The organism is Nitrosomonas sp. Nm33 (assembly GCF_900107265.1).
Lineage (GTDB): Bacteria > Pseudomonadota > Gammaproteobacteria > Burkholderiales > Nitrosomonadaceae > Nitrosomonas.
The window spans coordinates 24,435-38,565 of the sequence record NZ_FNPJ01000004.1 but is presented as its reverse complement, the minus strand read 5'-3'; the positions used below and the strand labels follow the sequence as shown (position 1 = coordinate 38,565).

Sequence of the window (14,131 nt, the reverse complement as noted above, 5' to 3'; positions counted from 1 at the left end):
ATAATTCGGGAGATAACAGATAAGGCAAATAATGAAATTGATGGTGATTTAATTTCTTTTAAAGGATTTCATGAAATTCACAGAAGATACGCGAGTCAAGATACCTGCCATCTTGCATTTAGTTCGTCTGGGTTACCAATATCTTTCACTTAAAGACCAGCATTGGGACTTGGAAACCAATATATTTCCGGAGTTATTCCACAAAGCGATTGGCAAGATCAACCCTGGCCTAGAAGAGAATGATATCGGTCGCCTGTTGGAAGATGTGAAACTGACGTTAGATAACGAGGATCTAGGCAAGGCTTTCCATGAGAAACTTACCGGCCGCTCGGGTACCAAGCTGATTGACTTTGAGAACTTCGACAATAACAGCTTTCATGTGGTCACCGAGCTCACCTACCAAAACGGCGATGAAGAGTTCAGACCCGACATCATTCTGCTCATCAACGGTATGCCGCTGGTGTTTATCGAGGTTAAAAAGCCCAATAACCGCGAGGGTATACTGGCGGAGCGCGACCGGATCAATAAACGTTTTCAGAATGCCAAATTCAAGCGTTTTGTAAATATCACCCAATTCATGATCTTCTCCAACAACATGGAGTACGATGATGGTGAAGTTCAGCCCATTCAGGGGGCGTTTTATGCCAGCCCTTCTTACCACCAACCCGTATTCAACTATTTCCGCGAAGAAGAGGTTTTGAATCTGACGGCTTTGCTCAAGCCGTTGTCTGATGAGACAGAACTCAAGGTACTAAAAGACAACAATTTGGAAGTCATCCGCAGTAATCCCGAGTTCATTACCAACAAAGACCCTAACCGTCCGACCAATCGTATTTGTACCTCATTGCTGAATCGCGAGCGGCTTGCTTTCGTTTTGCGTTACGCCTTGGCCTACGTGTTCGAAACCGACGGCTTGCAAAAGCACGTCATGCGTTACCCGCAGTTATTCGCCACCAAAGCCATTGAACGCAAGCTAAACGACGGAGGTAGAAAAGGCATCATTTGGCACACACAGGGCAGCGGCAAAACCGCGCTTGCCTACTATAACGTGCGCTTTTTAACCGATTACTTCCAACGACGACAAATCATCCCCAAATTCTATTTCATCGTCGACCGGCTCGACTTGCTGATTCAGACGCACCGAGAATTCACCAGCCGCGGCTTGACCGTGCACATGATTGACTCGCGCGAGGCATTCAGCCGAGACATCAAAGCCACGCAAGTCATCCACAACCACTCCGGCAAGCCCGAGATCACAGTTGTCAACATCCAAAAATTCGAAGACGACCCGGATGTCGTATCCACTAAAGATTACAACGTTGCTATTCAGCGCGTTTATTTTCTGGATGAAGTGCACCGTAGCTACAATCCCAAAGGCAGCTTCTTGGCCAATCTGGATCAGTCGGATCGCAACGCGATCAAAATCGGCCTGACCGGAACGCCGCTCTTGGGTGATGATTACAACTCACGCATTCTATTCGGTGACTATATCCACAAGTACTACTACAATGCGTCTATTGCTGACGGTTACACCTTGCGGCTGATCCGGGAAGAAATCGCCACTAATTACAAAATTGCTCTGCAGCAGGCACTGGCAGAAGTGGAAGTACAGCAAGGCGACATCGACAAAAAGCTGGTCTATGCTCATCCCACCTTTGTCAAACCGATGCTCGATTACATCGTCACCGATTTTGAAAAAAGCCGCGGCGCGCTCAATGATACCAGCATCGGCGGCATGGTAATCTGTGACAGCTCGGAACAAGCCAAACAGATGCTTGAGATATTTAACGCGAAGTATGCAAAAGGCCACATCCCGGCAGTAGAACAGGTTAATGAAGATGACTTCCCCTATTTGAAGGTCGCCGAGACACCAGGCACCTATCGATTCCAGCGCAAACAGAGCAATCGAGTGACATCCGCCGCTTTGATTTTGCACGATGTCGGCACCAAGGAGGCGCGCAAAGACTGGGTGGAAGAGTTCAAAGCCGGCAAAATCGACTTCCTGTTTGTTTACAACATGCTGCTTACCGGCTTTGATGCCAAGCGCTTGAAAAAGCTTTACCTGGGCCGTGTGATCCGCAAACACAATCTACTGCAAGCCTTGACGCGGGTAAACCGTACCTACAAAGACTTCCGCTATGGCTATGTGGTAGATTTTGCCGACATCCGCCAGGAGTTCGATGCGACCAACAAGGCTTATTTTGACGAACTGCAAGCCGAACTCGGTGATGAGATGGAGCATTACTCCAACCTGTTCAAATCGCAGGAAGAAATCGCCACCGAGATTGAGCACATCAAGGATGTGCTGTTCCGTTTTGATACCGAAAATGCCGAAGTGTTTTCTCAGCAGATCAGCGAGATACAAGACCGGGAAACCGTACTGACGCTGAAAAAGGCGCTGGCCGATGCCAAGAGCCTGTACAACCTGATCCGCCTGAAGGGCGAATATGCCTTTTTAGAGCATTTGGACTTCCAAAAACTCAATCTGCTGTATCGGGAAACCAGCAACCATCTCGACTTGCTCAATCTCAAGGAGACCATTGAGCAAGGCACCGATACCGCCAATTTGCTGAACGTGGCGCTGGAAGAGGTAATCTTCAAGTTCACCAAAATCGGCGAAGAAGAACTGGTGCTGGCCGACAAGCTGAAAAATACCCTGCGCCGTACCCGCGAAGCGCTGGCGAGCAATTTTGACCAGCAAGATCCCAAGTTCGTCACGTTGAAGGAAGAACTGGAACGGCTGTTCAAGAAAAAGAATCTGTCCGAAGTCACTCAAGAAGAGATGAATGCCAACATCGATGCACTGAACAAAATCCATGAGCGCATCAAAGAGCTCAATCGCCAGAACAACCAGCTGCGCCAGAAATATAACGGCGACGCCAAATACACCCGCATTCATAAACGGCTGATCGAGCGCGGCGGTCTTTCCGATTCGGAGCGTAAAATCTTCGAGGCCCTGATTGGCGTCAAGCAGGATGCCGACGAGCAAGTATTGCAAAACACCCGGATTCTCGACAATGAAAGTTATTTCGAACGGGTCATGATGCCGCTGGTTATCCACCGCTTTATGAAACAACAACAAATCAAACTCAATCCCGACGCCTCGCGTTATATCAATCATCTGGTCGTCGCGGAATATTTGAAAGAATTTAATACTGGAGCACGTACGTGGTAGAACTGGAGTTCCAACAAAAAACCAAAATCCTGATCGACAGCCTGAAAAGTATCTGCGCTAACTATGGCTTGGGCAATGATGGCAACGAATTCAAAATCATCACGCAAACCTTTTTGTACAAGTTTTTAAACGACAAATTCGCCTTTGAAGCCAAGAAAATCGACCCATCTATCGCCAAAGCGGAGAAATGGGAAGAAGCCCTGGCAGCGCTGAGCGAAGACGATCTGGAAATGCTGCAATTGCAAATGGGAGCGGATACGGCGCGTCTGAACCCCACCCATTTCATCAACTACCTGTTCAGTCAGCAGAATGCGCCGGATTTCGCCAAGCTGTTTGACGATACCTTGATGGACATCGCGATCAGCAATAACGACGTATTTGCGGTCAAAACGGATGGCGGCGCCAAAGTGGTGCTGTTCGACCGGCTCAGCAACTATATTGCCGACGAATCCAAACGCGATAACTTTTGCCGCGCGATCATTAACAAACTGGTGGAGTTCAGCTTCGAGCGCATCTTCAACCAAAAATTCGATTTCTACGCCACCATCTTCGAATACCTGATCAAGGACTACAACAGCAATAGCGGCGGCAAGTACGCCGAATACTACACGCCCCATGCCGTCGCTCGCATCATGGCGGCGATTCTGGTGCCCGAGGAGCAGCAAGGCAAAATCAAAAACGTCAGCTGCTACGACCCGTCCGCCGGTTCCGGTACCCTGTTGATGAACGTGGCGCACGCGATAGGCGAAAATCGTTGCAGCATTTACACCCAGGATATTTCGCAAAAATCCTCCAACCTGCTGCGCCTGAATCTGATCCTGAATAATCTGGTGCATTCCATCCCCAATGTCATTCAGGGCAACACTCTACTGCATCCGTACCATAAGGACGGCAATGAGCTGAAGCGTTTCGATTACATCGTCTCGAATCCACCGTTCAAAATGGATTTCAGCGATTATCGCGACGAGCTGGACACCAAAGCCAACAAGGAGCGCTTCTTTGCCGGCATTCCGAAGGTCAAAGCCAAGGCCACGGACAAGATGGAAATCTACCAATTGTTCTTGCAGCACATCATTACCTCGCTGAAACCCGGCGGCAAAGCGGCGGTGGTGGTACCCACCGGTTTCATCACCGCGCAAGCCGGCATTGACAAGGCGATTCGCCAGCATCTGGTCGAGCACAAGATGCTGGCCGGCGTGGTGTCTATGCCGAGCAATATCTTCGCGACCACTGGCACCAATGTGTCGATTCTGTTCATCGACGCTGGCAACAAAGGCGACGTGGTATTGATTGATGCCTCGAATCTGGGCGAAAAAATCAAGGACGGCAAAAATCAGAAAACCGTGCTGACGCCGGCAGAAGAGCAACGTATCATCGATGTGTTCAACGCCAAGCAGGAAGAAGAGGATTTCTCGGTCGCCGTCAGCTATGACGACATCGCCGCCAAGAACTATTCGCTCAGCGCAGGTCAGTATTTCGATGTGAAGATCGACTACGTGAATATCACGCCCGAGGAATTCGCCGCCAAAATGAAAGGCTTTAGCGACAATCTGGAAAGTTTGTTCAGCCAATCGCGCGAGTTGGAAGCGGAAATCAAAAAGCAGTTGGCGGGGTTGAAGTATGGCAACTAAACGGCTTTCTGAAATTTCAACTCGTATTTCAAGTGGGTTAACACCATTAAGGAGCAATCCTGAATTTTGGAAGAACGGCACTATTCCATGGTTAAAAACTGAACAGTTGGGTGAGAAATACATTTACGATACAAACGAATATATTTCTGTAGCAGCTGTTGAGAAAACGAGTATTAAAGTTTTTCCTAGAAACACTTTATCAATTGCGATGTATGGGGAAGGTAAAACGAGGGGAAACTTATCCATAATTAAAAAACCAATGGCTACGAACCAAGCCTGCTGTAATGTGGAAATTGATTCTGATAAGGCTGACTATGAATATATTTATTATTTCCTTAAAACTCAATATGAGGAACTCCGTAATTTATCATCAGGAGTAAGAAAAAATCTTAACTCTAATGACATAAAAAATTACCCAATACGTTTACCTAAAACTAAAGATGAACAAACTAAAATTGCGTCTGTTTTAAAATCTTTAGACGCCAAAATTGAACTCAACAACCGCATCAACGCCGAGCTGGAGGCGATGGCGAAGACCTTGTACGACTACTGGTTTGTGCAATTCGACTTTCCCTTCGACTTCGCTCAGGGCAAGTCCGACGCCAACGGCAAACCCTACAAAACCTCCGGCGGCAAAATGGTCTACAACCCGGCTCTAAAACGGAAAATACCAGAGGGGTGGGAGGTTACTAAGATTGGCAAAATTGCTAAGACCGTATTGGGCGGCACGCCAGATACAGGCGTTGATGAGTACTGGAAAAATGCTGATATTCCTTGGCTAAGCTCAGCGGAAATTGCTTCTTTTCCGGTAATAACTTCAGAACAAAAAACAACTCAAAAAGGTATTGAAAATTCTGCGGCAACCATCTTACCCAAAGGAACTGTTGTAATTTCGATTGTTCGTTATATTCGTTCTTCGATTCTCGGCATTGATGCGGCGACTAATCAATCTGTTGTCGGAATCAAAGAATGTTCAAGGCTGAAGAGTTCATTCATTTATCCCTATTTCTGTGGCGAGGTTCCAAGGCTTATGGGATTGCGAACCGGAGCTCAGCAACCTCATATCAACAAAGGTGTAATTGAAGATAGTTCTATTGCTCTACCTCCTGACGATATTCTTGAAAGCTATTATGAAATTACAACCCCCATTTATGAGCAAGTAATGAACTTAGCCTTTCAAAATTATGAACTCATAAAATTACGCGACTGGCTCCTTCCCATGTTGATGAATGGCCAAGTGACGGTAAAACAATGAATGTCGCGTTTCGGCTGCTGCTGACCTTTAATGCGACGTCGTTATTGGTCATTATCTTTTTGGTTCAAAAGGGGCAGACTTTGGGGAAATTCTTTCCTGAATGCCAACATCTAGTAGCGCTGCCAAACGTTATTTCTTACGCCGTTTATTTACTGGTACCTATTTTGCTGACTGGCTTAAGTATTTTGCTGAGTTCAAAGTTAGGAAGAGATAGCTTTAAACTGGGCGAGATTGCCAGTATTGAACATGCCAATAACAGTTTCCTACCCAGTTATTTAGGCTACTTTTTTGTAGCGTTAAGCGTGGGTAACTGTGAAACCCTTGCCTTTGTTTACGGTGTGCTCTTTGTATTTACTTTCTTATCGCAGGCACTGTATTTCAATCCGTTGTTTCTGCTTTTCGGCTTTGAGTTTTATAACATCACCACTAAGAACGGCGCTGCAATCTTTTTAATTAGTCGCCAATGCTATAAAACACCGGCTGATATCGACATATCGGCAGCGTATCGAATCAACAATTACACATTTATCGAACGAGGTTAATGCATGGATCAGGTGCTTGCTAAGATTAAAGGAAATGGCAAAAAGAAATTCTTCAAGTTACTCTCAGATCAGACACTCTTTGACGTTTCCTTACAAGGACTGGATTTTGTTGAATACAATCCAGACCATAACCTAGATGAAGATTCCTGGTTCAAGATTGAACAGTTCAGCCAGCAGCCATATTGCATGGATCTGCTAAAAAAGGATTTTGTATCTTCAGAATATGATGATCTCCCCAAAGATAAATTCTCCCAAATCGCTTATCTGTGCGCCATTCAGGGAAATTGCTACTATTTCCAGAAAATCACCCCATCGCTGTTTGTAACTAGAAAGATGATTGTATTTGGTGAGGTAGCTAAAATGGAAAATAGTGGCAGGCGATTAGTGGTCAATGCAATGCCTGACGCGATTTACCAAGAGGACTCCGATACGCTAGTGTTCCGAAATCTGGCGACCATATCCAGCATTTTTAAAGGAATAGACGAGCTATACAAGGAGGCGACAAAGGAGGAAGTGGAGACGTTTCTTGATGAATCATTTATTGAATTATCAGGCGACTATGGTGTTGAAAAAGTATCCAAGCCGAATCGCAAGCGAGTGGCGTTAGCCATGAGTACACTAGCTTCAATGCCAACTGAAGATCGGGATCAGATGCTGTCTTATATCCACAGCTATTGTGAGGAGAAATTGAAGTTTGATGCGGAGAATAAAAAATTTGAGATTACATCTGACGAAGAACTGAAGTATTTGCTTTACGGTATCGAACAACGCTTTTATACAACACCTATTGGAAAAGAAAAACGTTTGGCAAACTCAGTTCAAACTTTAGATTAGGAAAATCTGTATATGCCTGCAATCGCCCAACCTAGGCTTTATCACATAGACCATTTAGATCGGCTGACTTCGATTATCGAGATACCAGATTTGCCGTGCGACTACCAAGTGATAGCGAGTATCACGTCCGGCACGACAATAGGCATAAATAACGCTTATGGAACCTGCGTCCGATAACCAGATCATTTCTCTGGGTAACTTATTCGACTGGATGGAACAAGCGACCGCAGCTGGCTACTAACGTTATTGTTGCGTGGATAGGGTTTTTATAAATCACTGGTGTTAATTGTCAGGTAGCGATTCACACTCTGTAAGATAGCTGTAGAATTGAATAAAGGAAGATCTCCATAACATATACATATTTTGTTGGAGGTGAATGCATATGAATGGTATTCAAAGAACTGCAAACCAAGTGGTAGCTCATTTTAAGCAGGGGCTTTCTGCCGAGGCGTTGAGTAGCTTATCGCCTTCTGATTTCGACAGACTTACCGTGCTGATCAAAGATGCGCTTTCGCGTGATAGGGAAGAGGTGGCTGATCAGCTGGAAGCGTTAGCACGCAAGATAAAAGCGGATATTGAGGAGTTTGATTTAAGTTTATAGCATTAAGTAGGCTGATGAACAAAATTTGCTAAGAGAGAAGAAACAGCTTTTCTTTTTAGCAGGTGAAGGTAGCGCCTTTTCATTCATCGCGCTTGACTCATTGGAATGAAGTCAATCGACGGCATCCTCGTTCGGTTTATATCAAATTTTGTCCAGCTAGCAGTTTTTATCACCCGACCACCTTTTTTAAGCGTTTACAGATACCTATTTCGACATGTTTGTCGAAATAAATTGTAATCCCATGGAGAATATGGAAAAGCGGCGATTGTTTATGTTTTTTTCAGCCAGCATAATTTCAATAGCAACCGCCGGCGAGCATATGAGCATGTACAAAAAATTACTGACTCGCAATGCATTGAGCGCTTAAAGATTTCATTTGCTGGATCAATAATAATCTTGCCGTCGTCTCATTCCAAGGAAACCGAGCAAGCCGATACCAACAAGAGCGAGCGCGCAAGGCTCAGGACTAGGCGCTGCTGGGGGCGACTTCTCGACTACTGCGTCACTCGGGTTTGGGGTGAGGTGGTCATCAAAGGAGGCGTGATGAGAGGAAGTGCTAACATTCGCACTTGGCAGGTTTGGATAATAAATTGCGCTCAATCCCTTCGAGCTGGAATTATTGAGGAAAGTAAACAAATCATTATTATTTCCTGCTTCTAAATTGGCAAATACAGTCGGATTAGCTGTTGGGATTAAAATATCACCATTCCCAGTGATAAGATCCAATTCGATACCTTCTCTTGAAGAGACATCGCTCTGCAGTGTGTTGCCAACTGTTACACTTGGGGTGAGCGGAATTGCCTGCGTACTAGCACTGGCAAATGCTAAAACCAGGGTTAGTGGAAAGGATTTAAACAGGGTTTCTAGAGGCGCCATAAGTGAAATACTCCTTTGTTGCGGTTATACAATGACAATGGAAGGCATTGTGGCTAATTATTTGTTCTATGCCTATCGTACCGAGGTACACCGTACTTTGGTCTCATCTGGAAGAAGAATGAAATGATGATTGGCATAGTGGAAGCTATAAGGGTTGAACAAGAATGAAAAATCTTTGGTATGGCGGATTCGTGATTGCTGCTCTCTGCATGCTTGCCAGTTTAACCAAGCTGGTATTTGCTCAAGACAGTGGAGTAAATACGGTTATTGAATTTAAAAACAAGGGCGAGATCGTGCGAATGCTGAATCTGCATGAACTTGATAAGCTTGCATCAGCTAGTTTCCTCAAGATTTTTGAGGTGCATGAGAAAAAAATGCGCATTTATCAGGTTTACCCTGCACGATTGCTGTTGGATCAGGTCTTTGGCAAAAACTGGAGGGAGGCGGAAGAGATCGTTTTTCTCTGCGTAGATGGTTACCAGCCAAGCATTCCCGTAGCAAAGTTCCTTGCTTACGATGCCTATTTTGCTTTTGCTAGTGCAGACGATACTCCGTTCATGTTGAATAACGTCCTGCAGAATAACGAAATGGTCAGATTAGAACCGCTCTACCTGGTATGGGATAATCTGAATACATCTGAATTACTCGAAGAAGGGGCAGCAGACATGCCTTACCAGATAAAAGGGATTGAGCTGACCTCTTTTGCAGCTCGTTTCCCGGCTCTTTTTCCACCGGTCAATGCATCTCAGGAAGTGCAGCAGGGGTTCCTGCATTTTCGCAAGCACTGTATTGCATGTCATACCATTAATGGTCAAGGTGGCGGCAAGGCGCCAGAATTGAATTATCCGCTTAGTGTGACCGAGTATATCAAGCCAGAATATCTGAAACGCTGGATTGATGATCCATCCAGTATTCGCTATAACACGACCATGCCGACGCTGACAGCTGAGATTCCAGCACGGGAGAAGGTGATAGAAAAAATTATTGCTTATCTAACAGCGATGAAGACGGTAAAGCCTGAACAAAGTGTTGGACCCTAACTCCGTTATCTTGAGAATTTTTTAATCAGCAAGATCATTAACTAGACCGATTTTCTTCGCATGCTAGCAAGATACGGGATTATGGAAAGGCATTTTACTTGAATGCCTTTCGAGATCATATGCGTCCATTCCAATAAAATCACTGCTGCACTCAGTTATTGCCAGCTGTAATAAGCAGAAAGACCCAGGAAATTGACCAACTGGTTTGTGTCTTGTGTTAATTGTGTTCCATCGGTATAAGTCCATCTGTTCCAGGTCCACTCGTTGGTTTTAAAATAATCAAGAATATAATCCAAACGAAGGCCAAGATTTTTTTGTAATGCATATCTTGCAAATAAATTCCATCTACCTTGTTTGAAATTAATATCGGGTACAGGCGTATTACCAGGGCAGCAAGCAACCTCAGTGATTGATTGTTTAAACTTGTCAGTAATATCAGAGTAAGTAAGGTTGGTGCCTATTTCGAGTTTCTCATGAGGTCTGCCATTCATTCCAACGCCAAATGAAGTACCTAAATTTTCCAGCTTAACAGACCAGGGCACGCGCGGTTCTGGTGTTCTGGATGCTTGATCGATTTGTGTTTCGTTTCTTGAGAACCATGCATTTGCTTGCAAATCTTCAGAAAATGTGTAAACAGCATCTAGTGAGTAGTTTCGTGCAATACCTTTATGAATACCTAAGCCTGAGTTGTTGCGGTCTCCATCAAAGTTGTCCCATGACTGGTCTACTGCGACTTGCACGGATAGAGGCTCAAGAGGTTCCCAATTAAGCAATAACCGCACTTTGTCCCGATTGCGATCAGCGAGATTAATCGGAGCGATCAGGTTAAAGAATGGATCACCCGTTGCTTTGACATTGGTTAAAAAATGTGAACCAGAGCGATCGCTGTGTATATATGAGATGGTTCCTGTCAAAGCTTCTGCCAATGAGCGTCTCAATTCAACGCGACCAGATAATTCGTCGGTATGATTTCGATGGCTCGTTGTTTGAGGCGTCCCAGTCCGATCCCAGTGCTCATAATCAATACCACCAATCAGGCGCAAATTCATAGGCAATGCGTAGCTCGCCTCAAATTTATTGGTAAAAGTCGTGAAAGAACGTGGGGTATTAAATCCATTCCAACGATTTCCATTTAAATCAACATTAAATGCATTCGGGTTGTAAAGAAAAACAGGAGTTTTATCATCACGATCTTCATAGCGGAAATTCGCAAGTAAGGTAAGCTTGGATAACGGTCGAGAAGTGACGGCTGCTTGCACTAATGATGTGTCAACCTTCCCATGCAGATTACTGGGAGTGCCAGGAGCTGTAAGCTGGGTCGGAAAGAAACCATCTGTTTGACTTGCTATAGTATAGGCAGCTTTGAATGTACCCCGGGTGTATGGGTTGAAGCTGTATCCTCCAGACAAGAACGCCTGGTGTGCTTGATTATCGGGTGGTAGTGCGATAGGAGTAAACAAGCTGGGAGCAAAAATTCCGCCCACACTGCTGCCGCCAGTAGTGGTCAAAGCCGTGTTTTTATTTTCAAAAAGTGTTCCATAGTATCCTCCCGATAGCTGAAGATCTTTACCGTTATAATTGAGTGTTGCTCCAAATATACGCGTAGTGAAATTAATAGGCTCAGGAATGAATTCATAGCCACCCACTGCAGTAGGTCCAGGTGGACCTAGCCGATTGCCCCGTCCGAATATGCGTGCACCATCTTTTTCTTCATTCCTGAAATGAAGCTGCAATTCAAAATTACCCGGAAGAAATTTATGAGCACCCAAGCTGATAATCTCTCGTTCAGTTTTGAGCCGCAAGGGGTCTCCGGTAGTAGGAGTAGTGGGAACTTGAAGGTGAGAACTACCGATTCCTTTAACTGCAGTAATGGCAGTGAATGGCTCAAATCGCGGTGTCTGGTTGAATTCAAAAAAGTAACCCCAATTACCTTGCCGACTATGCTCAAGCCGGATATCACGATTCTGGTAGCCCAGGTTACGGCCCATTATCCTAAGCCAGGTGCCGGTATCGTCATTTCTTCTCAATACATTGACATTGAAAATTCCGTAAAAACCTTCGTCACGTAGGCCGCTATATTGACCAAAGCGGGCATTATCATTGAATAAAAAGCCTGCGCCAAAATTAATCGTACTTTGAGGCTTGGTTAACTCCTGGATACTATAATCTTGCTCTGCCCAAACTGAGTTTGCCATGATCAGTAAGACAGCACCAATTTTAGCTTGAGAAAGAATATGCGTTTTCATTGCCTTGCCCTCCGCTTGATTAACGTTGAAAGAGGCCGTCATTACGAACATTCTCTGGATTATTGCTGCCATGAATGTTGGTATGACAATTCATGCAACCCCTCGCTAATGTATTTCTAGCGTAGGCTCCGATGGTAGTTCCAAGGGAACCCCGATGGGCCATGGGTTCATGGCATTCCTGGTAAAGGAAAGGAGAACGCACTTATGGCAGTGAATGGCTTAATACTGCGGTGTCTGGTTGAATTCAAAAAAGTAACCCTGATTACCTTGCCGACTATGCTCAAGCCGAATATCACGATTCTGGTAGTCCAGGTTACGGCCTATTACCTTAAACCAGGTGCCGGTATCGTCATTTCTTCTCGATATATCGACATTGAAAATACCGTAAGCCCCTTGGTCACGTAGGCCGCTATATTGACCAAAGCGGGTATTTTCATTGAATAAATAGCCTGCGCCAAAATTAACCGTACTTTGAGGCTTGGTAAACTGTTGGATACTATGATCTTGCTCTGCCAAAACTGAGTTTGCCATGATCAGTAAGACAGCGCCAATTTTAGCTTGAGAGAAAATGTGTGTTTTCATTGCCTTGCCCTCCGTTTGCTTAACGTTGAAAGAGTCTGTCATTACGAACATTCTCTGGGTTATTGCTGCCATGAATGTTGGTATGACAATTCATGCAACCTCTCGCTATCGTATTTCTAGCGTAAGCTCCGGTGATAGTTCCAAGGGAACCCTGATGGGCATTGGGTTCATGGCATTCCTGGCAAAGGAAAGGAGCACGCACTTTGAGCAAGTTTGGCGCTGTGGTGCCGTGTGGGTTATGGCAGATGGCGCAATTTTCCTGGACGGGTGGATGGTTATAGATAAATGGCCCGCGTTTTTCCATGTGGCAGGTGAGACAGGTTTCATTGACACTGTCGCGCACTGTCATGCTTGGACCAGCTGAGCCGTGCGGATTATGACAATCTGAGCACACCACTTTCCCTTCGCGAATAGGATGGCGTGAAGGACGGTTGATCTGGGCCCGTTGCTCCTTATGACAGGTAAAACATACATTGGATTGAGTGTTTTTGTCGCGGACTTTATCTAATACGGTATGGATCTCATGACAAGCAGTACACACCGTATCCCGATTCGCATGAGCGCTCCCGATCCAATGCATGCGCTTGCCTCCTTGATGGCAGTTCAAACACACCTGATTTCTATCCAGAATAGAAGTTCTCGGATTCTTCCCGAAGGTGCGTGATGGTTTCGGTGGAATTGCTTGATCACCATCCATATGCTCATCACTTTCTCCATGACAACTAGTACAAGTTGGGGTACGACCATCAGCTACAGTCCCATGTTTAGTTTTGCCAATAAATAACACAGGATTGCCGCTGCTCTCATCATGGCATTTTGTGCATTTTCCATCGTCTCTGAGAACGATGTCTGGCCATTCTTCATCAGAATCATCTTCTTGTGCCATTGCATTTTGCATAAAGCCTAGCAAGAACACCAATATCAGCAGCCGCAACATCATGGAGATTAATTTCTCTAAATTATTTAACATAATCCCTGTCTTTCTTAAAATCAGATAAGATTGATATTCCCTTTGTGTGCACAAAGCACCCCAACTATGGAAAAATTTTCCGTGTTAAGTGCAATCAATCGCTGTGAGGTTTCTCACCTAACGGAGCATTAATCTGAATGTTAAAAAACAGAGTATTTTTTGAACTTATTGAGCCGGCGAAACTGCATTTAACTGGCCCATACTTTATTTTTCCTTAAAGGAAATTGATATAAGCAAAATCTTTAATTTGATCTCAGGAAAATGCTTAAAAAAACAAGAGCAGGAAACTTTTTGAATTGATAAGGGTTAAGGTAAAACTAAAATTGTTCCCCGCAAATTTCACATGAGTCTTTTTGATTTTCGTGTGACGATATTAGGG

The 14,131-nt window shown here is 44.8% G+C and carries 11 protein-coding genes; 7 read left to right on the top strand and 4 right to left on the bottom strand.

Annotation, left to right across the window (positions count from 1 at the left end):
- The first annotated feature begins 70 nt into the window (after positions 1-70).
- From BLV54_RS01540 to BLV54_RS01515, 6 genes are all read left to right on the top strand, one after another.
- On the top strand, positions 71-3,175 hold the full coding sequence (locus BLV54_RS01540; RefSeq protein WP_090566758.1) for a type I restriction endonuclease subunit R: 3,105 nt from the start codon (positions 71-73) through the stop codon (positions 3,173-3,175).
- Positions 3,169-4,806 carry an HsdM family class I SAM-dependent methyltransferase gene (locus BLV54_RS01535; RefSeq protein WP_090566755.1) on the top strand — a complete coding sequence of 546 codons (1,638 nt, stop codon included), beginning with the start codon at positions 3,169-3,171 and terminating at the stop codon, positions 4,804-4,806. Before BLV54_RS01540 ends, BLV54_RS01535 begins: the two co-directional genes overlap by 7 nt.
- Positions 4,796-6,061: a restriction endonuclease subunit S gene (locus tag BLV54_RS01530; RefSeq protein ID WP_090566752.1), complete on the top strand. Its 1,266-nt coding sequence runs from the start codon at positions 4,796-4,798 to the stop codon at positions 6,059-6,061. The genes BLV54_RS01535 and BLV54_RS01530 overlap by 11 nt, the downstream gene beginning before the upstream one ends.
- Entirely contained in the window at positions 6,058-6,603 is a 546-nt protein-coding gene (locus BLV54_RS01525; protein WP_090566749.1) for a hypothetical protein, read from the top strand. Before BLV54_RS01530 ends, BLV54_RS01525 begins: the two co-directional genes overlap by 4 nt.
- A 3-nt stretch (positions 6,604-6,606) precedes the next feature.
- Positions 6,607-7,437: an ATP F0F1 synthase synthase gene (locus BLV54_RS01520; protein WP_090566746.1), complete on the top strand. Its 831-nt coding sequence runs from the start codon at positions 6,607-6,609 to the stop codon at positions 7,435-7,437.
- A 382-nt stretch (positions 7,438-7,819) separates the two neighbouring features.
- Entirely contained in the window at positions 7,820-8,038 is a 219-nt protein-coding gene (locus tag BLV54_RS01515) for a hypothetical protein (protein WP_090566744.1), read from the top strand.
- A 384-nt stretch (positions 8,039-8,422) separates the two neighbouring features.
- Here the strand turns inward: BLV54_RS01515 and BLV54_RS01510 are convergent, their stop codons facing one another.
- Complete coding sequence (locus BLV54_RS01510; RefSeq protein ID WP_090566742.1) at positions 8,423-8,914, bottom strand: PEP-CTERM sorting domain-containing protein; 492 nt, start codon at positions 8,912-8,914, stop codon at positions 8,423-8,425.
- A 164-nt stretch (positions 8,915-9,078) separates the two neighbouring features.
- Here BLV54_RS01510 and BLV54_RS01505 point away from each other — a divergent pair, with 164 nt between their 5' ends.
- A complete protein-coding gene (locus BLV54_RS01505; protein WP_090566739.1) occupies positions 9,079-9,954 on the top strand; it encodes a c-type cytochrome in 876 nt (291 codons plus the stop codon).
- A 155-nt stretch (positions 9,955-10,109) separates the two neighbouring features.
- Here BLV54_RS01505 and BLV54_RS01500 read toward each other — a convergent pair whose 3' ends face one another.
- From BLV54_RS01500 to BLV54_RS01490, 3 genes are all read right to left on the bottom strand, one after another.
- Entirely contained in the window at positions 10,110-12,200 is a 2,091-nt protein-coding gene (locus BLV54_RS01500) for an MtrB/PioB family decaheme-associated outer membrane protein (RefSeq protein WP_176969637.1), read from the bottom strand.
- A 219-nt stretch (positions 12,201-12,419) separates the two neighbouring features.
- Entirely contained in the window at positions 12,420-12,782 is a 363-nt protein-coding gene (locus BLV54_RS01495; protein ID WP_090566733.1) for an MtrB/PioB family outer membrane beta-barrel protein, read from the bottom strand.
- A gap of 19 nt (positions 12,783-12,801) precedes the next feature.
- On the bottom strand, positions 12,802-13,752 hold the full coding sequence (locus tag BLV54_RS01490; protein WP_218132285.1) for a DmsE family decaheme c-type cytochrome: 951 nt from the start codon (positions 13,750-13,752) through the stop codon (positions 12,802-12,804).
- Positions 13,753-14,131 lie beyond the last annotated feature (379 nt).